Here is a 20,952-nt window from a genome sequence, read left to right as displayed (position 1 = left end):
GGCGTCACTGACATCTCGGCAAATTAGTTTGCTGAAATGACGGTGACGCCTTTGTGCTGGGGCCTGAATGGTTCCGAGAAGTAGCTAATTAATGAAAACGCTACCATTATATAGGCAACTAATTGGTGGACCAAATGTCCTGGGTGAAAGGACGCTGATTTTCAGATAGAGATACTACCATGGAAACATAAAAAAACATCATCAGCCGCAGCCAATGATGTTTTTGAAGAAATTACTTCTTTTGTTCACTACTGTTGGTCATGATGTGGTCGATTAAACCATAATCGACGGCTTCTTGAGCACTCAAGTAGTTATCCCGTTCAGTGTCTTGGTTCAGACGTTCAACGGGTTGACCAGAATTGTCAGCCAAGATTTGGTTGATCAATTGCCGAGTCTTCAAGATTTCACGAGCAGCGATTTCAATTTCAGTCTGTTGCCCTTGGGCACCACCGGATGGTTGGTGAATCATCACTTGGGCGTGAGGCAATGCAAACCGCTTGCCCTTAGTCCCAGATGAAGCCAAGACACTGGCCATGGAAGCTGCCATCCCCAACGTAATTGTTTGAACGTCGGATTGGATGAAGTTCATGGTATCGTAAATGGCTAAGCCGGAAGAAACCACACCACCAGGTGAGTTGATGTAAAGTGAAATGTCCTTGGTGGAGTCTTGGGCGTCCAAGAAGAGCAACTGTGCAATGATGGCGTTGGCCATGTCATCTTCGATGGGACCTGACAACATGATGATCCGGTCCTTTAATAGTCGTGAATAGATATCATAAGCCCGTTCGCCACGGGATGATTGTTCAATAACTGTTGGTACTAAATTCATGACAAGATAGCCTCCCTTTTTGCTTTTAAATGGCTAGCAGTTTGCTAACATGGTGCTAGTTTACCGCTAAGGTCAGGGTAGGTCAAACAATTAGACTCTGTTAATTCCCCCAACCTTTTGACTAAAACTATCATAACAGAGTTTACTTAAACGTCACGTATTCTGTCACATTTTTTGACCGCTTGCGTCAATTGAACGACCACTCACGTTACAGTCGTTTTCTTTCTGGAAGAGGTGTGGTTTACTTGAATTAACGAAAAGGGGGTGAAGATTTGAAGATCCACGTTGAAGTTGATAGTGAGCTGACTGAATCGGAAGTGGTGATCAAAGCACCAACGGCGGCATTAGCTGACCAGTTGTGCGCGGCACTAACGGCGGTTCACCCTCCACTGACTATCACCCTGAGTCAACGGGGGAGTCATTACCAAGTAAATCTGGCGGAGGTCTTATTCTTCGAAGTGGCTGATCATCAGGTGACCGTGCATACTGCGTCGGAGATGTACAGTACGCGGCAACCACTGACGGAATTAGCGAGTGATTTGCCGGCTAACTTTCAACGAGTCTCCAAGTCTGCCATCCTCAACCGTGACCAAGTTTTATCACTCACCAAGTCGGTAACGGGCAACTTGGTTCGCTTTCAGAAATCACACAAGCAGCTCTACGTCTCGCGCCGGTTCTACAAGGCATTGCAGGTAGCGTTAGAGCGAAAGGGGTAGGTTAATTATGCATCGAAATTGGTTTTGGGGTGTCTTCCTGGTTCTCGCGGCCGGTATTTTGGTCGTTAGTCAGTTGGGCATTCTGACGTATCACATTGGATTTTGGACGTTATTAGTTGCCATGTTTTTAGTAGCGGCATTAGTGGAAAGTTTGATTCATTTTGCTGTGTCAGGAACGGTGTTTTCGTTGGCCTTTCTGGCAATTATTTTTGCCAAGCCATTGGGGATTGCAGCGCTAGCACCCTGGACGATTTTAGGTGCGGCACTGTTATTGACAGTTGGGTTGTCCATGATTATTAAACCACGGTGGCGTTGGCGACAGGCTTGGTTTGATGAAAAGTCTTGGCATCATGGTGATAATCACCATTGGCAAGAGGAAGATATCGCAAGCCTGACGGAAGATGATGCCGTGGTGAATGTGAATATGAGTAGTAGTATTCGCTACTTGCAGTCAACGAATTTTCAGCACGCAGCCATTCGTGTCAACATGGGAAACGCAAAAGTTTATCTAGATAACGTTGCCCTGAGTGAAGACGGGGCGACCATCCTTGTAGATGCCTCGTTTGGAGGGGTTGAGCTATACTTACCCCGAACTTGGAACATCGAGACGGATGTTGATACGAGCTTTGGCGCCGTTGGAGAAAAAGGGATTCAAGAAACGGGTAATGGCCCGGTGGTACGAATTCAAGGCAGTGTTTCATTCGGCAGTGTCTCATTAATTTACGTTTAATCTCAATAGAAAATATTTACCCGACCCCTTGAATTTATATTCAGCATCAGGTATAGTAGTTAGGTGCTCAAAAAGCTGATGCTGACTTGCGCCCGTAGTGTAATGGATCGCACGTAAGATTCCGGTTCTTGAAATGGGGGTTCGATTCCCTCCGGGCGCATCATTTGCCGCAACGTTGTCTAACGTTGCGGTTTTTTTGTCAAAAAAAGTGGTAGGGATTCCCCACCACGTAGAATGTTAAACATTCAGCTGATCCCAACGTTTGCGCAAAGGACCCGCAATTAATGGGGCGATGAGCACGTCGAGGATAAATTCAGGCACAGCGTTGGTGACTAAGGAGATCATTAGGACGTAACCTAACGTTTGATTTCCCTTGGCGCCGAAAGCCGAGGCCACTTCAGGTGTTTGATAGAATAAGTATACTAAGCCTAGAACCAGGAGACTATTGACTAGGGCAGCGCACCCCGCCCCTAACTGCATAGCGTGACGATCAGACCACTGTTGGTGGCGTGCCCATAGAAAGAGGCCACCCGCAGCCAGGCCCATTAGGAGCCGGGGAAGTACCGAAATTAATGGATTCGTAAAGATCAGGGGCGCAACGGGACTTGAAGGCCAGGTGAAGGCCCGAATGAAAGTGAGGAGTCCCCAGAATAAGCCAATGGCCATACCATCCTTAGGTCCTAGTGCAGTTCCAGCAACAATGACCGTTAAGCCAATCAAAGTCATGCTAAAGGGTCCCAGTGGAATATAGCCTAGGAAGGGTAAAATATTTTGGAGCAAAACAATCGCCATTAGTAGCGCATCCACTACCAAGCGAAAGGTCTTATGTCGCGTCATCTGTTGAAACCTCCACGAAAAGTTAATGCCGTTATTATAGCATGTTTTTCGGAACAAAAAGAGAAATCGGCTTGTATTTTTATCCAATATCAGTTATAGTAATCAATGTGTTGTTTAGCACAGAGTATGCGCCCGTAGTGTAATGGATCGCACGTAAGATTCCGGTTCTTGAAATGGGGGTTCGATTCCCTCCGGGCGCATTCGCAAAGCGGTCGAGTCTGAGGTTTCCTTGGGCTCGTTTTTTTATTACCTAATTTGTAAAGGCTTTCACAAAATAAGCGGTGTAAGTGCTTGCTAAAGTAGTTGCTAGAGCATATAATGCTTAACTGTAAGGTTAGCTTGAGTTGGCCTTCAATTTTTTGGTCAGGGTGGGCGCTATTTAGCCACCGCTGGCCGGTCACTGTCCCACTAGGAGGTAAGCAGGATGCAGGATGATTGGCAGTGGGTAGAAGCAATTATGCCCCAAATGGTTGAAAAGCTGACCAACCGCTTCCGCATGCTACAGGGTGTTGCCAATCTCCAGCCGGTTGGGCGGCGCACCCTGGCGTTAAACCTGAATTGTTCAGAACGAGCAGTTCGTACAACGACGGATTCCCTGGCAGACCTGGGGTTCATTCAAATGTCTGTGAAAGGGATGCAGGTCACTGCCACTGGACAGCGAGTGTTGCGTGGTTTAGTCCCAGTCATGAATGATTTGGCTGGTAGGCAACAGCGAGAACAAGATCTGGCTAAGAAGCTAGGGATTGCTCACGTCACAATCGTTGCAGGAGACAGTACTGCAGCAACTGGATCGTTGGTTGGCATGGCACAAGCAACCGGCCAAATTCTTGGCGAGCACCTGCCAGCCGGTCAGAATACACTGGCGGTCATGGGTGGTCATACAATGGCGACCGTGGCAGATATCTTGACACCAGCGTTAACAACCAATCGACAGCTACTGTTTGTGCCAGCTCGAGGTGGCGTGGGTGAATCTCCCGCCATTCAAGCAAACGCAGTGGCTGCCCGTATGGCTCAGCTCACCAATGGTGATTTTCGACAACTCTATGTTCCTGAGCAGTTGACCAGTGCGACGTATAAGCCGCTGTTTGCGGAGCCATCGATTCATGAAGTTCTCCAATTGATTGCCCACAGTAATGTGGTGGTTCACGGGATTGGCCAGGCACTGGTCATGGCCAAACGACGAAAAATGACGCCACACGTTATCGATGACTTGACAGCTGCCCATGCGGTGGGTGAGGCCTTTGGTTATTTCTTTGATGATGCGGGTCACGTCGTTAGCAAATTTCCGCGAATCGGCCTGGAAATTGGTGATTTAGCCGCTAAGCAATTAGTCGTTGCTGTTGCCGGGGGTGCCGAGAAGGGTGCCGCCATTGCAGCATATATGCACTTAGCGCCAGCACAGACTTGGTTAATAACTGATGAAGGTGCTGCTGACTTTGTTTTAAAAAAGTGATACACTGAATCTGTATTGCTTTTTAAAAAAATTATTCTTTATTTGCTTCCTGAAGGAGGAAATCACAGTATGACTGTAAAGATTGGTATTAATGGTTTCGGACGTATCGGCCGTTTGGCTTTCAAGCGGATTCACGAACTCCACTCAAGTGACATCGAAGTTGTTGCCATCAACGATTTGACGACACCTTCAATGTTAGCTTACTTGTTGAAGTATGACTCAACTCATGGCCGTTTCCCTGGCGAAGTTTCCGCTACGGATAAGGGTATCGTGGTTGACGGTAAGGAATACCCTGTTTACGCTGAACCAAAGGCGCAAAATATTCCTTGGGTCAAGAATGACGGTGTTGATTTCGTTCTCGAATGTACCGGTTTCTACACTTCTGAAGAAAAGGCTCACGCCCACATCGAAGCTGGTGTTAAGCGGGTATTAGTATCTGCTCCAGCCGGTCCTATCACGACGGTTGTTCCAGGCGTTAACTTGGATCAATTGACGAAGGATGACGTTATCGTTTCTGCTGGTTCTTGCACGACCAACTGCTTGGCCCCAATGGCTTACTTCCTGAACAAGGAATTTGGTATCAAGGCTGGTACGATGACGACTATTCATGCCTTTACTTCTACCCAAATGATTTTGGATGGACCTCGTGGCAAGAAGATGCGTAACAACCGTACTGCAAGCATCAACACCATTCCTCACTCAACTGGTGCTGCTAAGGCTATCGGTTTGGTTATCCCTGAATTGAAGGGTAAGTTACAAGGACATGCACAACGTGTTGGTGTTGTTGATGGTTCTTTGACTGAATTAGTAGCTGTCCTTGACAAAAAGGTTACTGCTGACGAAATCAATGATGCAATCAAGAAGCACACTGAGGGCAACGATGCCTTTGGCTACAACGGTGACGAAATTGTGTCAACTGACATCATCGATGATGACCACGGTTCTGTCTTTGACCCAACCCAAACGGAAGTTACGACTGCCGGTGACACCCAATTAGTTAAGACTGTTGCTTGGTACGACAACGAATGGGGCTTCACTTGCAACATGGTACGGACGTTATTGCACTTTGCAACGCTCTAATCCCAATGTTGCGGCGTAAGTCGTAAAATAGGCTCGATAAGACGCGGCGGGGGGAGGGATTTCTCCGTCGCGTTTTTTGTTGGGTGAGTTCCACACAAGTTCTTTGAATTTCGAGAATAAGTGCTGTATATTGTGAAAGTAATCTTAAAAGATAATATCCATTCAAGGAGGTTTTTCTAAATTGGCTAAATTAACAGTTTCTGATTTAGATGTTAAGGGCAAAAAGGTCCTCATGCGTGTCGACTTCAACGTCCCAATCAAAGATGGTGTCATTGGTAACGATAACCGGATCGTAGCAGCTTTGCCAACCATCAAGTACGTTATCGAAAACGGTGGTAAGGCAATCCTATTGTCCCACTTAGGTCGGATTAAGAAGGAAGAAGACAAGCCAGGCCTGTCCATGCGGCCAGTTGCTGAACGTCTGTCTAACTTATTGAACAAGCCAGTTACCTTTGTCCCAACGACTGAAGGTAAGCAGCTTGAAGACGCCATTGACGGTTTGAACGACGGGGATGTTTTGGTTATGGAAAACACCCGTTACGAAGACGTTAAGAACGGCGAAAACGTTAAGCGTGAATCCGGTAACGACCCTGAATTGGGCAAGTACTGGGCTTCATTGGGTGACGTCTTTGTTAACGATGCATTTGGGACGGCTCACCGTTCACATGCTTCTAACGCAGGGATTGCTGCCAACATGGGCCAGACTGCTGCCGGCTTCTTGATGGAAAAAGAAATCAAGTTCATCGGTGGTGCTGTTGACAACCCAGAACATCCATTCGTTGCTATCTTGGGTGGTGCTAAGGTTTCCGACAAGATCGGTGTTATCGACAATTTGTTGGCTAAGGCTGACAAGATTCTTATCGGTGGTGGGATGACTTACACTTTCTACGCTGCTAAGGGTATGAAGATTGGAAACTCATTGGTTGAAACTGACAAGATCGACCTTGCCAAGGAAATCTTGGACAAGGCTGGCGACAAGTTAGTCCTGCCAGTTGATTCCATTGTTGCTGAAAAGTTTGATAACGATGCCGCTCACAAGACGGTTGATGGTGAAATTCCTGATGGCTACATGGCCTTAGATATTGGACCTAAGTCCGTTGCAGAATTTGAAGACGTTTTGAAGGACGCTAAGACAGTTGTTTGGAATGGACCAATGGGTGTCTTCGAAATGAGTAACTACGCTGAAGGTACTTTGGAAATTGGTAAGTTCCTTGGAACTTTGTCCGAAGCTAAGACGATCGTCGGTGGTGGGGACTCTACTGCTGCCGTTCAACAACTTGGTGTTGCTGACAAGCTCTCCCACATTTCTACTGGTGGTGGTGCTTCCCTCGAATACCTTGAAGGTAAGACCTTACCAGGAATTGCCGCAATTTCTGACAAGTAGATTAATAAAAAGCTGTGGTGGTTGTCATCACGGCTTTTTGTTGTGATGGTTGCTCATCGTGAAGGGTCTTCGCTGGCTAATCCAGTGGGAATTCGGTAAGATGAGAATCGTAGTCAATTTATTTTTAGAAAGGGTGGATTAGGTTGCGGATACCACTCATTGCCGGTAACTGGAAAATGAACAAAACGGTCACCGAAGCACGGACTTTTATTGAGGCTGTGCAAGGAAAGTTGCCTGCTTCAGACGTCGTGGAAACGGCGATTGCAGCACCAGCTTTAGATTTACAGACCATGTTAGATGCCAATTCTGAAGATGTCCTGCGGATTGCTGCAGAGGCTTGTTACTACGAAGACGAAGGTGCCTATACTGGTGAAACTAGCCCAAAGGCGCTCCACGAAATGGGGATTCCATATACCATCGTGGGTCATTCCGAACGGCGGCGTTACTTCAACGAGACGGATGATGTCATCAATCGAAAGGTCCAAGCGGTCTTTCGAAATGGCATGACGCCAATCGTTTGTTGTGATGAAACCATGGGGCGGCGCGAGTCTGGTGAGAAAATCCATTGGGTCGTCAACCAGGTTTCCGCGGCACTGAAGGGTGTTAGCGCGGAAGACGCTGCTAAAATCGTCGTTGCTTACGAACCTAGCTGGGCGATTGGAAGTGGTACTTCAGCTTCGACTGATCAGGCCGAAGAAGGATGCTACTTGATTCGCCAAACGCTGGCTGACATTTATTCAGATGAATTAGCTAACGGCATTCGGGTTCTTTATGGTGGGAGTGTTAAGCCAGATAACATTGCTGGCTTAATGGCCAAAGATAACGTGGATGGTGTGCTAGCCGGCGGTTCCAGCCTGAACGAAGAGTCATTTGTTCAGCTTGCAAACTACCAAAATTTGTAAAACAATCAAAATGTGATTGAAAGTTCAAAGTTAAACTTATAGAATAAAGCATGGGATTGTTGTCTTGTTCCCGTGAAGCCAAACATTCGTTAAGGAGAGAATACAAAAAATGTCTATTATTTCTGATATTTACGCACGCGAAGTCTTAGATTCTCGTGGTAACCCAACTGTTGAAGTTGAACTTTACACTGAAGCCGGTGCAATGGGCCGGGGAATCGTTCCTTCAGGTGCCTCAACCGGTGAACACGAAGCCGTTGAACTTCGTGATGGCGACAAGAGTCGTTTCATGGGTAAGGGTGTTACTAAGGCTGTCGACAACGTCAACAACCTGATTGCCAAGGAGATCGTGGGCTACGATGTTACCGACCAACGGGCCATCGACCAAGCTATGATCGACCTTGACGGTACGCCGAACAAAGGTAAGTTAGGTGCTAATGCTATCTTAGGTGTTTCCTTAGCTGCTGCCCGTGCTGCTGCTGACGAATTAGGCCAACCTCTGTACAACTACTTAGGCGGGTTCAATGGTCACGTCCTTCCTACACCTATGATGAACGTTATCAACGGTGGGAAGCACGCCAACAACAAGGTTGATTTCCAAGAATTCATGATCATGCCGGTTGGTGCCAAGACTGTTAAGGAAGCTATTCGGATGGGTTCCGAAACTTTCCATAACTTGAAGAACCTTTTGAACGAAAAGGGTTACTCAACGGCCGTTGGTGATGAAGGTGGGTTTGCTCCTGACTTGAAGAACAACGAAGAACCTTTCGAAATCTTAGTTGAAGCAATCAAGAACGCCGGCTACGTACCTGGTAAGGACGTTGCTATTGCCTTTGACTGTGCCTCATCAGAATTCTACAACGCTGACACCAAGAAGTACGAACTTAAGGGTGACGGCAAGGAATACACTGCTGAAGAATTTGTTAGCTTGCTGGAAAGCATCGTTGACAAGTACCCAGTTGTTTCCATCGAAGATCCTTTGGATGAAAACGAATGGGAAGACTGGCAAATGGCTACTGAACGTTTGGGCAAGAAAGTTCAAATCGTTGGTGACGACTTATTCGTTACGAACACGGACTACTTGGCTAAGGGTATCAAGATGGGCGTTGCCAACTCTATCTTAATCAAGTTAAACCAAATCGGGACTTTGACTGAAACTGTTGAAGCCGTTGAAATGGCTAAGCAAGCTGGTTACACGGCCGTTATCTCTCACCGTTCTGGTGAAACTGAAGACACGACTATCTCTGACTTGGTTGTTGCGTTGAACGCCGGCCAAATCAAGACTGGTTCAATGAGCCGTGGCGAACGGATCGCTAAGTACAACCAATTAATGCGGATTGAAGACCAATTAGGTAAGACTTCCAACTACAAGGGAATTCACTCCTTCTACAACTTGAGCGAAGACGCACGGATGGCCATCGTTAACAAGTAATTAAATCGTGAATGATGAAAGCAAGTCCAGAGATGGACTTGCTTTTTTTTTTGAAATTAAAAAAACTCGATGAATTTCTGCGGAGTTAACTAGTAACGAGGGGGAATTTATATGAGATTTCGAAAGATGATGGGTTTAGTGGGTTTAAGTGTCGTTGTGCTAGCAGCTGGTTTTAATGGTGTGACTGCTAGTGGAGCAGAATCAACACCGGCATTTAGTTACGTTGTTCGGTTTCAGATTGAGGGTGGTGATGAGGACGGCATTTCCCGAACGACCCTCTATCGAGAGACCTCACAGGTATCGGATGTGACCACCCGTGGTAGCAATGTAGCACTACTTCCAGAGATTGGGAGCCTTTTAAAAGTGAAATTGCCCAAGCCAGTCCCATTAAAAGATTATCATCAACCAACGATTGTTACTTATTTGGCAGGAAATAAGGTGGGAGCGACAATCACTTATGTGGATGCAGTTGGCCGCGTGGTTGGGTCCCGGGCGTCTCATGTCGGATTAAGATTGGGAGGACGGGTCTTCTTAGTTGCGCCCACCGGGTATCAGCTACGGGCTGACCAGAAAACCAGTCATGTGGTTTTGACCCCGTCAGAGGTCGTTCGTGTGTTAGTACAACCGGTTAAACCAGAGCCGGCGCCAAAGCCAGAGCCGGCGCCAAAGCCAGAGCCGGCGCCAAAGCCAGAGCCAACACCAACACCAACACCAACACCAACACCAACACCAACACCAACACCACTTCCTAAGCCAAGCCTACCAGACAAGGTTTCGCTGCCGTTAACCGATATGAATTCATCAGCGGAGGGAGATGATAATCAGGAAGGCTTAGAAATAGATCCGCATCGTAAAACTGAAAGTACCCCGACGTCGATTGCTGAGACGAATAACGGAGATAATCTTGAAGATGAAGAGGCGGGGATGGCGAGCTTGTCAGATACGAAACGGCATTATTATGATAGTAGTGCGGCGGTAAAAAAGTCCCAGAAAAAGCAACAATCAAGAATGAAGCGGACGTCTAAATCATCAACTGATCACTTACCTCACACGGGAGAGACTCGGAGTGGGTGGTACGTGTTAGGCTGGGGCCTCCTGATTGGTCTATTAGGTGGGTATCGTTACCACCGAATTTTCCGTTTAAAGTCAAAGAAACTGTGATAGACTAGTAAATAGACTTTTAAATGACAGTGGAGGAATCGCAAATGACCAGAAAGTACCCAATCAAACATGACTTGACCCGACTCAACGCAATTTTCTTCGGGAGTATTGTGGGTCTTCTGGCTGGAGTAGTCGTTAGTACTTTCCGATTAGCGATTGAACACCTCCTTACGACGGTTCAAGGAATCTATGGGTGGTTAGGCCAACATCCACTTTGGTTGATTCCTTGGGCTGTTTTATTGGTTCTAGCGGCCATTCTAATTGGTCATTGGGGGAAACAGACACCAATGATTAAAGGGTCGGGGATTCCTCAGGTTGAAGGTCAGCTGGCCGGTGAAATGGATTATAAATGGTGGCCCGTTCTTTGGAAAAAGTTTTTAGGCGGAATTCTTGGAATTGGTGCTGGCTTGTTTTTGGGGCGTGAAGGGCCTTCCATTCAGTTGGGTGGGACCATTGCGCAAGGTTTTGCGGAAAGCGTTCACTTAACGGGGAGTAAGCGTCGTCTATTAATTGCTGGTGGAGCTGCTGCTGGTTTGTCGGCGGCGTTTAACGCGCCGATTGCCTCAACTTTATTTATTCTTGAAGAGGTATATCATAATTTCTCAACTTTGGTCTGGTTGACTGCATTAACTAGTGCCGTAGTTGCTAATTTTGTCTCGAACGTGGTCTTTGGTCTGACACCGGTCTTACATATTCAGTATGAACAAGCTCTACCCTTAAAGTACTATTGGCTCCTATTAATCGTTGGTGTGGGCCTGGGACTATTGGGTTACCTGTATCAGTGGGTCACGTTGCGTGGTGCTAGTTGGTATGCCCGATTGACCTGGTTGCCAGAACATTTAAACAGCATTGTGCCATTTCTCTTGGTCATTCCCATTGGGTTATTGTGGCCAATTACGTTGGGTGGCGGGAACCAAATGATCGTTCAGTTTGCTCGTCAAACGCCTTTATTAATCCCACTCATCGGTTACTTTATTTTGCGTTTCGTTTTCTCAACAATTAGCTATAGTTCTGGACTGCCAGGTGGGATTTTCCTACCGATTCTGACGTTAGGTGCATTATTGGGGGCCATCGGTGCTCGTGGCTTTGTAGCTTTGGGCTGGTTGCCAGCCGTGTTTATTGCTAACTTTGTGATTTATGCTATGGCGGGTTACTTTGCTGGGATTTCTAAGGCACCCTTTACAGCTATATTGTTGATTACTGAAATGGTAGGGTCACTCCAGCACTTGATGCCACTGGCGGTCGTAGCCATCGTGGCTTACATCACGGTTGACGTGTTGGGCGGTGAACCAATATATGAAGCCATGTTAGAAAATATGGTGACTCCTGCTACGGCTGAAGCTAGTGGTCCAACTGATCGAGTCGAGGTAGCTGTTGGTGAGGGCTCAGAACTGGTGGGTCGTCAGGTCCGGGATATTCCGTGGCCGAAAGGGGCACTGCTGGTCAGTGTTAAACGTGGAGAACGGGCGGTGATTCCTAAAGGCGACACCATTCTCCGAGCGGGTGATACGTTGGTCGTATTCACGTATCGAGCCAATCGTGCTTTCGTCCGACAACAACTAGCCCACTTAAACGATTCTCACCCTCATTTGACTGATTAAGCGAGCCTGGGGCTGGTAAAAAGTGGCTGACTATGATAGATTAGATAAGTATAGTTAGACCTATTAGACCTATTCGATAGGTAGGAGGCAAATTCGTGTATAACTTTTTAATGACCTGTATCTTAATCGTTTCTGTTTTGATTATCATTGCAGTAATGATGCAACCCGCTAAGACCAATGACGCATTGTCCGCTTTATCTGGTGGCGCGGATGACCTGTTTGCAAAGTCCAAGCCTCGTGGTTTCGAAGCTTTCATGCAAAAGGTGACCGTTATCTTGGGAGCACTTTTCTTTGGGCTGGCACTGGCTTTAGTTTATTTATCATCACACTAGAGTAGAAATGAGGCCTCCTGTTTATTCGTTACAGGAGGCTTTTTTACCAATAACTTCAGCGGAAAGTGGTGGTTTTACATGATTCAAAAACCAACCCCGCTCTTCTTCGAGCAGGGGCCAAAAGCAGTTATTCTGCTCCACGCCTATTCCGGTAGCTCTAACGACATGCGGATTCTTGGGCGTCGTTTGGAGTCTGAGAATTATACGGTACTTGCTCCCATTTTTACGGGCCACGCGACCGGGGACCCTGCGGATATTTTGCGACAAGGTTCGCCTAAAGCGTGGTGGCAAGATACGCAAGATGCAATTGCTTTCCTGCGACAGCGAGGCTATCAGCAAATTGCTATCTTTGGTCTATCACTGGGTGGCTTATTTGCGACACGCGCTCTACAGACGGATCACGCACTGGCCGGTGGTGGAACGATTGCTTCGCCCGTGATTTTTCGCGGACAAACGAACGTGCCTGGATCATTTATTGAAATGGCTAAGGCAACTTATCGGCAAGAGAACATTACTGGTGAGGACCAAGTAAAGCGCGTTGCGTGGTTGCAAGCACATTTACAGACACAACTAACAGCAATTCAGGCATTTGCCGACACGACCGCGACCCACTTAGATTGGATTAAGCAGCCTGTGTTTATTGCACAGGGGGAGGAAGATCAGATGATCGATCCTCGTTCTGGCAAGTGGCTCGCGGATGCTTACCCATCGAATCAAATTGATTATCATGAATATGCCGGTGCTGGCCACGTCTTAACGGTCAACTCAGCGCATCATGAATTGGAAACAGATATTTTGGCTTTTTTACACACAATCTTTTAAAATAACGAGGAATCGATAGTGCAAGATAATACATTAAAAACTGACTTAACAGCTTTCTTCCGCGCACATGCGGATCAAAGTTACACAGTAGAAGACATTTCAGATGCGCTACATTACCACGGCTCAGCTGCTTTCAAACTGATCGTGCAAGAGTTAGCGCAATTAGAACGCGATGGTCTTGTCCAAGTGACGGACCATGGCCATTTTCAGTTGGACCCAAGTCAACGAACACTGACCGGGATTTTTCACGGGAATGATAAGGGCTTCGGCTTTGTCGCCTATGATGAAAACAAGGTTGAACCGGACGCCTATATTGCTCCTAACAATACGTTACGTGCTTTAAACGGTGATACGGTCAAAATTGAAATTGTCCGGGCTGGCGATCCACGGAGCGGTAAAGGTCCCGAAGGTAAAGTTACGGAAATTGTTGAACACCACTACGAACAAGTCGTTGGTGAGTTCTTCAAGACCGATGACGATGCTGGTTACGTTGGTCAAGTTCGGCTAACCGATAAGAAGATCATGAAGTACAAGTTTTACGTCACCAACGTTGGTTTGAACCCAACGCCGGGTGAAGTGGTCACGGCTGAAATTACTGAGTACCCTAACGCTGATCATCCTGACGCTATGGTTGGGATTGCGAAGCAGGTCATCGGGAGTGTTGATGATCCAGGAATCGATATTTTACAAATCGTGTACCAACACAATATTCCTTCTGAATTTCCAGAAGAAGTGATGCAGGCTGCTGATGAGATTCCCGATCACGTGCTGCCAGAAGAAATGACTGGTCGTGAGGATATCACGAATCAGGATCTGGTGACGATTGATGGGGAATCTTCAAAAGACTTAGATGATGCCGTAACTGTTTGGAAATTACCAAATGGCAACTATCATTTAGGGGTCCACATTGCGGACGTTTCTCACTACGTTAAGGAAGATTCCATTTTAGATAAGGAAGCTTACAAACGTGGGACCAGTACCTACCTGACTGATCGGGTTATCCCAATGTTACCACGGCGTTTGTCTAATGGGATTTGTTCTCTGAATGAGGGCGAATTGCGTTTATGCATGAGTTGTGACATGGAAATCAATCCCGAAGGTCACGTGGTTAAGCACCGGATTCATCCGTCTGTTATGCGTTCAAAAGCACGGATGACCTATACCGCCGTTAACCAAATTTTGGAAGCCCACGATCCCGTGACGATGGATCGTTACAAGGAATTAGTTCCAATGTTTGAAGAAATGGGCGAACTGCACCGAATCTTGTTAAAGCAACGGAAGCAACGTGGGGCTATTGATTTTGATGACCGCGAAGCTGAAATTATTGTGGATGACAAGGGACACGCCATTGACGTTAAGTTACGGACGCGTGGTATTTCAGAACGGATGATTGAATCCTTCATGTTAGCAGCCAATGAAACCGTTGCGGAACATTACTTCCGTGCTAAGGTTCCGTTCCTCTACCGGGTCCACGAAACGCCAGATGGTGATCGTGTCCGGAGCTTCTTTGAATTCTTGACAGCCTTTGGTATCAACGTTAAGGGTGATCCTAACCACTTACGGCCAAAGATGTTGCAAGGGGTTCTGAAGCAAGTTGCTGGCAAGCCTGAAGAGGCCATGGTGTCTGTCATGATGTTGCGGAGCTTAAAGCAAGCTCGTTACGCTGACCAATCCTTGGGTCACTTTGGGTTGGGCGCAGAGTTCTACACCCACTTTACGTCACCAATTCGGCGTTACCCTGACACCATGGTGCACCGCATGATTCACTATTACGAAGACCACGGTACTGGTACTGCTTCTAAAGAAAAATTTGCACCGATTCTGGAAGAGATTGGGGTCCACACTTCCGAAATGGAACGTCGCTCAATCGATGCTGAACGGGATACGAATGACATGAAGATGGCTGAATACATGGCTGACCACGTTGGTGAAGAATTTGACGCCGTGGTTAGTTCCGTCATGAAGTTTGGGATGTTTGTCGAATTGCCAAACACCATTGAAGGCCTGATTCATATCAGCCGGATGCAGGATGACTATTACGAATACGTCGAAAAGTACTTGGCCTTAGTTGGTCGGAATACTCGGCGGACGTACCGGATTGGCCAACCAATTCGGGTGAAGGTTATTCACGTTGACAAGGAACAAAGTGAAATCGACTTTGAACTACTTGACCCTGAAAAGGCACCAACGAGTGACTTACTGCCACATCGGGAACATCGCTCTCGTGGCGGTGGCTTCCACGGTCGGAATAATCACAGCAACGGCAACAACCACAGCGGTGGCAACCATTCTGGTAGTAATGGTAATGGCAACCATCGTAATGGTAATCAACGACCATCGAACCAACGTGGCGGCAATGGTGGCCAACACCGAAACAACAATCATAGTGGTGGTCAAAACCGCAGTAACAACTCACAAGGTGGTCGACACTAAGCGAGGTGACAGAACTTGGCAAAGAGAAAGTCCAAGAAAACGCCAGATAATGTCTTAGCACAGAACCGTAAAGCTCGTCACGATTATTCGGTCTCTGAAACGGTCGAGGCTGGTTTGGTTCTGACTGGGACTGAAATCAAATCGCTACGTGAACGGCGGGTCAACTTACAGGATGGGTTTGCTCAAGTTCGCAACAACGAGGCCTGGTTGATGAATGTTCATATCAGTGAATACATTCAAGGCAATCGGTTCAATCATGATCCGTTACGTAACCGTAAGCTACTTCTGCATAAGAAGGAGATTCGGCGGTTGGGACAGGCAACGATGGATAAGGGGGTAACCCTGGTTCCCTTGAAGATGTACCTTAAACACGGATTTGCGAAGGTTCTGATTGGCGTGGCAACTGGTAAGCGTGAATACGATAAACGTGAAACAATTAAACGACGTGAACAGGACCGGCAAATTGCGCGGGTCATGAAACGTTATTAATCAGAAAAGGGATTGAACGGCACACCGTTCGATCCCTTTTTTCATGGCTCCATTAAATAAAGGGCTCTTTGTCAACCGGTGTTGATGAAGGGATTTTCAGAGGTTCAATTCACTTTCGAATTGGACCTCTTTTTTGTATTCTGATTTTGAATTCGATTTGGATTCGGTAACTGAAGTTTATCCAATTTCGATAACCGTAAGCGGTGCGCTTTATTTGCTTGATCTTACGATTGACGCCTTCTATTGGACCGTTGGAAATTGAACAGTTCGTCATGTTTTGAATGAACTGCTTTTTCTGGATGAACGTTTTGATGGTCGTTAGAAGTTGAGGACTTACGTTCTCAACTTCACCTAAAGCTTCAATGAATGCTGAAAAGTCACGCTTTCGAATGGATTCTACTAAGGAATGTGCTGAGTAATAGGTGTTCGTAAATTCTTCGCTGAGGTCCAAGCCCTCGAGAACGAGTTGCTCTTGTGTGAGATGATCTTTGAGGTGTGAATACCACTGTGGTTTATTCTTCTCCAGGTCTTTATAACTCTCCAAATAGAGCCGCCAATAGTGCTTAAGAACGCGATACTCTCGGGATTCCTTGGGGAACCGCCTCATTAATTGGACTCGAGTTTGATTTAGAGAACGAAGAACCATCTGGACTAAATGAAAATTATCGGCGACAATAATGGCGTTGGGAAAAATTTGGTGAATAATTAACTGATACTGAGAATTAAAGTCCATTACGACACGAGTGACGTTGCTGCGGTTGGTTAAGGAATAATGGTTTAAAAAGAATTCTTTGATGTCTTTATTTCTTCGTCCCGGCAAGATGGTAACCAGGTCATGTTTCTCGGCGTCAATTGCGATAAAACTCATTTGATTACTTGTGGAACGGAATTCGTCGATGCACAATGAGCCTGGCAAACCATCATATGCTGGCTTAGTTTGTTGTCCTAGCGAGACTAGCTGTCGACTGACTGTGTTAGTTGAAACATTGTATTGAACGGCGATGCTGGCCATCGTTCGGTCAGAAGTTAACTGTTGAATGATGCCGTGTTGAACGTTTTGAGAAATCTGATGTTGTTTCGCAACGATTGGTGTTTGGGCAATCTGAGTGTGTCCACATGACTTACAAAAAATTGGTGTTGATAGATTTCTCTATCAACACCAAATATCATAGAACCAAATAAAGCTGTCCGGTATGAAGGACAGAATTACGCATAAAGTGTATAACTAGCGTAGCTGGTTTCGGAGGAAACTAAGTAAAAAGCCTATGATGACAGGTGATACTTAGTCCTTATCATGTGATAAAGATTGCAAGTCAAATTATCTTTCAACAAAGTGAATACATGTTAATATATAACTAGTGAATACAATGACTGAATTTTGAGCGTATAAATTGCTTCAAGAAATTAAATCGGGGCGACTTACGAGGAGGGATTATCATGAACCGAAAAGCAACTTTGCTTCTGCTCAGCTTAACGCTGGGAGTAGCACAGCCAATAAGTGGTTTAGTTATGGGTCATCAACCAACTGCAGTGACTGCGCAGGCGGCTGCAGTTAAGGCAGATAATCTCACAGGCACCTATGGGGATGTTACTTGGTATTTAACGCCGAGTGGTGAGCTTCACTTGGGAGCAGGATCGTTACCAGAAGCAGATTTAACGAATGTTGCAGTTGGCCAGTTTGCGCGAGTAATTGCTGCAGCTGAAGGCAATTCGGCCCCGACAACTAATCAAGCACAGACGGTGGCTGATCAGGTCACGAAAGTTGTTTTCGATGGCCCCATCAAGGCACCTAAAGATGCGACCGGGTTATTTGGTCAGCTGCGAAATGTCACGGACTACGTTAACCTGGATAAACTGAATACGTCTGATACGACGATCATGAGTCGGATGTTCTGTGATACGACTTTGAAATCTGTTACGACGACGATTGATGTCTCTCACTTTGATACTAGTAAGGTCACGGACATGAATTTCATGTTTCAAGGGCAGGGGCGGGTCACAGCCCTGGATGTTCGGAACTTTGATACAAGTTCTTTGGTAACGGCGACATCTGCGTTCTGGGGAACCAATAACATCAAGGAATTAAACTTTGCGAATGGGACTTTTACGAAACTCACGAGTTCTAGTTATATGCTGACCAGCTCGGGTGTGGAAAAGGTTAGTCTGCCAAAGTTTGCGCCTCCGGCTAATTTTTCTGGTTACTACATGTTCTATGGTGCGTCAACCATCCAGCAAATTACCTTTGGGCCACAGACAGCTTTTATTGACAAGGCCAACACGGGCTTGGATGACGCACCAATCGATTCTGATGACTACACTGGTAAGTGGCAGGCGGTTGGTTCAGGGACCGTCAAGAACCCGCTAGGCGACCATTTCGATACGGGTAAAGCAATCATAGCTCAGTATACGACTGCTGACCGGCCAACCAGTTTAGAAACGTATGTCTGGGAGCCAGTCAATCGGGTCATTGAACCAACGACGCCACCAATCGTTCCACCAATAGAGCAGGCTCAACCAGTTACCGTTCAGTATTTGGACCAGAATCAACGTAAACTCTCTGACAATCAGGTGTTGACGGGTGAGCTAGGTGCTAGCTATTCAGCCAACCAGTTGGTCTTTAACGGGTATAAACTGGCTAAAGTAACTGGACCAGCAACTGGTGCTTACACCACTCAAGCTCAAACGGTAACCTTCCACTACGTGCCTGACCTTGCAACGGGTGGGGACGGAGCGTCAGTGGCACCAATTTCGAGCGTTGTATACGCCACGAAGAAAATTGGCTTATACAGGAGTAAAAATTTTTCTAAAAAGACACTTAAGCATTGGTATGGGAAGCAAGAGCGGGTTAACCGGCCAATGTTCGTGGTGAAGGGAATGGCTACGTCCAAGAACGGTAATCTGCGTTACGAGGTTAAAGACGTCAATCATCATTCGAAGACAGCGGGAAAAACCGGCTATATTACAGCTAAAAAGTCCTTCGTCAGCTCCGTCTACTATCAGACAAAGCAAAAGCAGGTTCGTGTAATTAATGCCAAAGGTGTTAACCGTTATCAGCAAAAGTCGTTAACGACCAAGCATGGCCACTATCGTAAGGGGCAAATTTTAAAGGTCAAGAAGATTGTCACTTATAACAAGACGACGCGTTTCCAGCTAACAAATGGCAAGTATGTGACTGCAAATAAGAAGTTAGTCATGGTGAAGCCATAAGTCGAGAAATAGTGAAATTTAAAATAGTCATCAAAAAGGCTACGACGCAAAGACGATTGCGTCGTAGCTTTTTCAGTGCAAGTAGGGTCGATTCAACGGTTGATAAATTAATGGTTAAAAATTTCAGTCAGAATCTTTGCGATGGTCAATGGTCGGAGCCACACTCCCAGATTGTGCTGGATGCGGGACCCAAGCGTGGTTGTGCAGTAACTCGGGTAACTTTTGCTGATGGCGAGCCCAGCGGTTAAGGATAGCAGCTAGGCAAACGATTAATGCTTCATGATCTGGTTGATCAACGGTTAGTTCAACGGTGCCGCCACCAGAGTGATCGATAACTGCAATCGTAGCGACCTGGTCGCGGCCATGATAAATCCGGAACCGTCCGCTGGCTAAACTCCCCATGATGACCCAGTTCAAGCCACGAACAAAGAGCACCTCACGAATCACACCGAAAGTTTTACTGACGCGGCCCACGACCTGGCGGTGATAGACTAACCGAAACTTCGGTAAGAGACCTAATGAGTCCTGTTTAACTTCGGCTTCCAATTCTCCCGCAATGGTGTAAACGGAAAGAACGTCAGCTCGGAGCCCCCATTTTCCGACTAATAAGTAGCAAGATTGGTTCTGCTCGTCGTGAATCACGGTCGTCGCTTTGGCGGAAAGGGCGGCTTCATTTAGATAAAGTTTACGCATGGGGACCTCCTTTGCAGCTTATTTAGATTTACGTCACCTACATTCTATCATGTTTGACCTGATGTCGGTGGATAATATCATTTGCGGTCGCTTTATGATAGAATAAAAGGCGAGGTGTTGGGAATGAAACCGTTTATTCATAATGATTGGTGGCCGGTACTTGAACCCGAGTTTGAACAAGCTTACTATCAACAATTACGTGAGTTCTTAGTCGAGGAGTATCAGCATTATCAAATTTATCCAGACATGTATCACATCTTTACCGCGTTCGAATGGACGCCATTTAGCCAGGTAAAGGTCGTCATTCTGGGACAGGACCCGTACCATAATCCGGGACAGGCTCACGGGTGTAGTTTTTCGGTGTTACCCGGCACAAAAATTCCACCGTCGTTAGTGAATATTTACAAGGAATTAGAGAGTGATTTGGGAATTCAACCGGTCTCGCATGGTTACCTTGAAAAGTGGGCCAAGCAAGGCGTGTTGCTTCTCAACTCTGTGTTAACGGTTCGTTACGGCAAAGCCTTTTCACATAAGGGGCATGGCTGGGAACGACTGACCGATGCGGCGATTGCTAAGCTATCGGCAAGGCCGGAACCCGTTGTTTTTATCCTGTGGGGTAATGCAGCGCGCTCAAAGATCAAGTTGATCGATACGCAGACTAACATCGTTCTTCAGTCAGCGCACCCGAGTCCGTTATCCGCTAACCGAGGATTCTTTGGTTCCAAGCCTTTTTCCAAAACCAACATCGCGTTGACATCATTAGGTGAAAGTCCCATCGATTGGCAGCTCCCAGAGCATGCCAACGTCGACGAGGGGCCAAACACGGCATCCAACCAGGCATAGCATAAGAGAAT

18 protein-coding genes, 2 tRNA genes and 1 pseudogene are annotated in these 20,952 nt (G+C 46.6%); 17 read left to right on the top strand and 4 right to left on the bottom strand.

Annotated elements, in window-relative coordinates:
- Positions 1-232 precede the first annotated feature (232 nt).
- Entirely contained in the window at positions 233-829 is a 597-nt protein-coding gene (clpP, locus tag AB3Y94_RS04775; RefSeq protein WP_048732353.1) for an ATP-dependent Clp endopeptidase proteolytic subunit ClpP, read from the bottom strand.
- A gap of 272 nt (positions 830-1,101) precedes the next feature.
- Between clpP and AB3Y94_RS04770 the strand changes: the two genes are divergently transcribed.
- The 3 genes from AB3Y94_RS04770 to AB3Y94_RS04760 all read left to right on the top strand — a co-directional run bounded on the left by AB3Y94_RS04770 (position 1,102) and on the right by AB3Y94_RS04760 (position 2,435).
- Entirely contained in the window at positions 1,102-1,545 is a 444-nt protein-coding gene (locus tag AB3Y94_RS04770; RefSeq protein WP_367295248.1) for a LytTR family DNA-binding domain-containing protein, read from the top strand.
- Between the two features lie 7 nt (positions 1,546-1,552).
- A complete protein-coding gene (locus AB3Y94_RS04765) occupies positions 1,553-2,275 on the top strand; it encodes a LiaF transmembrane domain-containing protein (protein ID WP_367295247.1) in 723 nt (240 codons plus the stop codon).
- 88 nt (positions 2,276-2,363) lie between these two features.
- Positions 2,364-2,435, top strand: a tRNA-Arg gene (locus AB3Y94_RS04760).
- A gap of 77 nt (positions 2,436-2,512) precedes the next feature.
- On the opposite strand, the gene AB3Y94_RS04755 is transcribed toward AB3Y94_RS04760, so the two are convergent.
- Complete coding sequence (locus tag AB3Y94_RS04755) at positions 2,513-3,112, bottom strand: ECF transporter S component (protein WP_367295246.1); 600 nt, start codon at positions 3,110-3,112, stop codon at positions 2,513-2,515.
- A gap of 128 nt (positions 3,113-3,240) precedes the next feature.
- Between AB3Y94_RS04755 and AB3Y94_RS04750 the strand changes: the two genes are divergently transcribed.
- From AB3Y94_RS04750 to smpB, 12 genes are all read left to right on the top strand, one after another.
- Positions 3,241-3,312 (top strand) — tRNA-Arg (locus tag AB3Y94_RS04750).
- Positions 3,313-3,536: 224 nt separating this feature from the next.
- Positions 3,537-4,565 (top strand): sugar-binding transcriptional regulator, encoded by a 1,029-nt coding sequence (locus AB3Y94_RS04745; RefSeq protein ID WP_367295245.1) that lies wholly within the window; start codon positions 3,537-3,539, stop codon positions 4,563-4,565.
- 69 nt (positions 4,566-4,634) lie between these two features.
- The gene (gap, locus tag AB3Y94_RS04740) at positions 4,635-5,645 is read left to right on the top strand and encodes a type I glyceraldehyde-3-phosphate dehydrogenase (protein ID WP_367295244.1); all 1,011 of its coding nucleotides are present in this window, start codon (positions 4,635-4,637) and stop codon (positions 5,643-5,645) included.
- A gap of 181 nt (positions 5,646-5,826) precedes the next feature.
- Entirely contained in the window at positions 5,827-7,029 is a 1,203-nt protein-coding gene (gene pgk / locus AB3Y94_RS04735; protein WP_125683517.1) for a phosphoglycerate kinase, read from the top strand.
- Between the two features lie 143 nt (positions 7,030-7,172).
- A complete protein-coding gene (gene tpiA / locus AB3Y94_RS04730) occupies positions 7,173-7,931 on the top strand; it encodes a triose-phosphate isomerase (RefSeq protein ID WP_125693139.1) in 759 nt (252 codons plus the stop codon).
- A 109-nt stretch (positions 7,932-8,040) separates the two neighbouring features.
- Positions 8,041-9,360: a phosphopyruvate hydratase gene (eno, locus tag AB3Y94_RS04725; RefSeq protein WP_125683521.1), complete on the top strand. Its 1,320-nt coding sequence runs from the start codon at positions 8,041-8,043 to the stop codon at positions 9,358-9,360.
- Positions 9,361-9,471: 111 nt separating this feature from the next.
- Positions 9,472-10,521 (top strand): hypothetical protein, encoded by a 1,050-nt coding sequence (locus AB3Y94_RS04720; RefSeq protein ID WP_367295243.1) that lies wholly within the window; start codon positions 9,472-9,474, stop codon positions 10,519-10,521.
- A 44-nt stretch (positions 10,522-10,565) separates the two neighbouring features.
- Positions 10,566-12,122 carry a chloride channel protein gene (locus AB3Y94_RS04715; protein WP_367295242.1) on the top strand — a complete coding sequence of 519 codons (1,557 nt, stop codon included), beginning with the start codon at positions 10,566-10,568 and terminating at the stop codon, positions 12,120-12,122.
- Between the two features lie 95 nt (positions 12,123-12,217).
- Positions 12,218-12,454 (top strand): preprotein translocase subunit SecG, encoded by a 237-nt coding sequence (secG, locus tag AB3Y94_RS04710; RefSeq protein ID WP_367295241.1) that lies wholly within the window; start codon positions 12,218-12,220, stop codon positions 12,452-12,454.
- A gap of 78 nt (positions 12,455-12,532) precedes the next feature.
- Positions 12,533-13,276, top strand: coding sequence for an alpha/beta hydrolase (locus AB3Y94_RS04705; protein WP_367295240.1), 744 nt, complete (start codon positions 12,533-12,535; stop codon positions 13,274-13,276).
- Between the two features lie 18 nt (positions 13,277-13,294).
- A complete protein-coding gene (gene rnr / locus AB3Y94_RS04700) occupies positions 13,295-15,709 on the top strand; it encodes a ribonuclease R (RefSeq protein ID WP_367295239.1) in 2,415 nt (804 codons plus the stop codon).
- 15 nt (positions 15,710-15,724) lie between these two features.
- Positions 15,725-16,198, top strand: coding sequence for an SsrA-binding protein SmpB (smpB, locus tag AB3Y94_RS04695; RefSeq protein WP_367295238.1), 474 nt, complete (start codon positions 15,725-15,727; stop codon positions 16,196-16,198).
- 109 nt (positions 16,199-16,307) lie between these two features.
- On the opposite strand, the pseudogene AB3Y94_RS04690 reads toward smpB, so the two are convergent.
- Positions 16,308-17,324 (bottom strand): annotated as a pseudogene (locus tag AB3Y94_RS04690) (ISL3 family transposase); the annotation flags it as partial.
- A 311-nt stretch (positions 17,325-17,635) separates the two neighbouring features.
- Here AB3Y94_RS04690 and AB3Y94_RS04685 point away from each other — a divergent pair.
- On the top strand, positions 17,636-19,405 hold the full coding sequence (locus tag AB3Y94_RS04685; RefSeq protein ID WP_367295237.1) for a DUF5776 domain-containing protein: 1,770 nt from the start codon (positions 17,636-17,638) through the stop codon (positions 19,403-19,405).
- A gap of 123 nt (positions 19,406-19,528) precedes the next feature.
- Here AB3Y94_RS04685 and AB3Y94_RS04680 read toward each other — a convergent pair whose 3' ends face one another.
- Entirely contained in the window at positions 19,529-20,098 is a 570-nt protein-coding gene (locus AB3Y94_RS04680) for an LURP-one-related/scramblase family protein (protein WP_367295236.1), read from the bottom strand.
- 123 nt (positions 20,099-20,221) lie between these two features.
- On the opposite strand from AB3Y94_RS04680, the gene AB3Y94_RS04675 reads away from it, so the two are divergent.
- On the top strand, positions 20,222-20,941 hold the full coding sequence (locus AB3Y94_RS04675; RefSeq protein ID WP_367295235.1) for a uracil-DNA glycosylase: 720 nt from the start codon (positions 20,222-20,224) through the stop codon (positions 20,939-20,941).
- Positions 20,942-20,952 lie beyond the last annotated feature (11 nt).

The sequence above is a fragment of the Levilactobacillus yonginensis genome (assembly GCF_964065165.1).
GTDB lineage: Bacteria > Bacillota > Bacilli > Lactobacillales > Lactobacillaceae > Levilactobacillus > Levilactobacillus yonginensis_A.
This window is presented reverse-complemented; position numbering and strand designations above follow the sequence as displayed.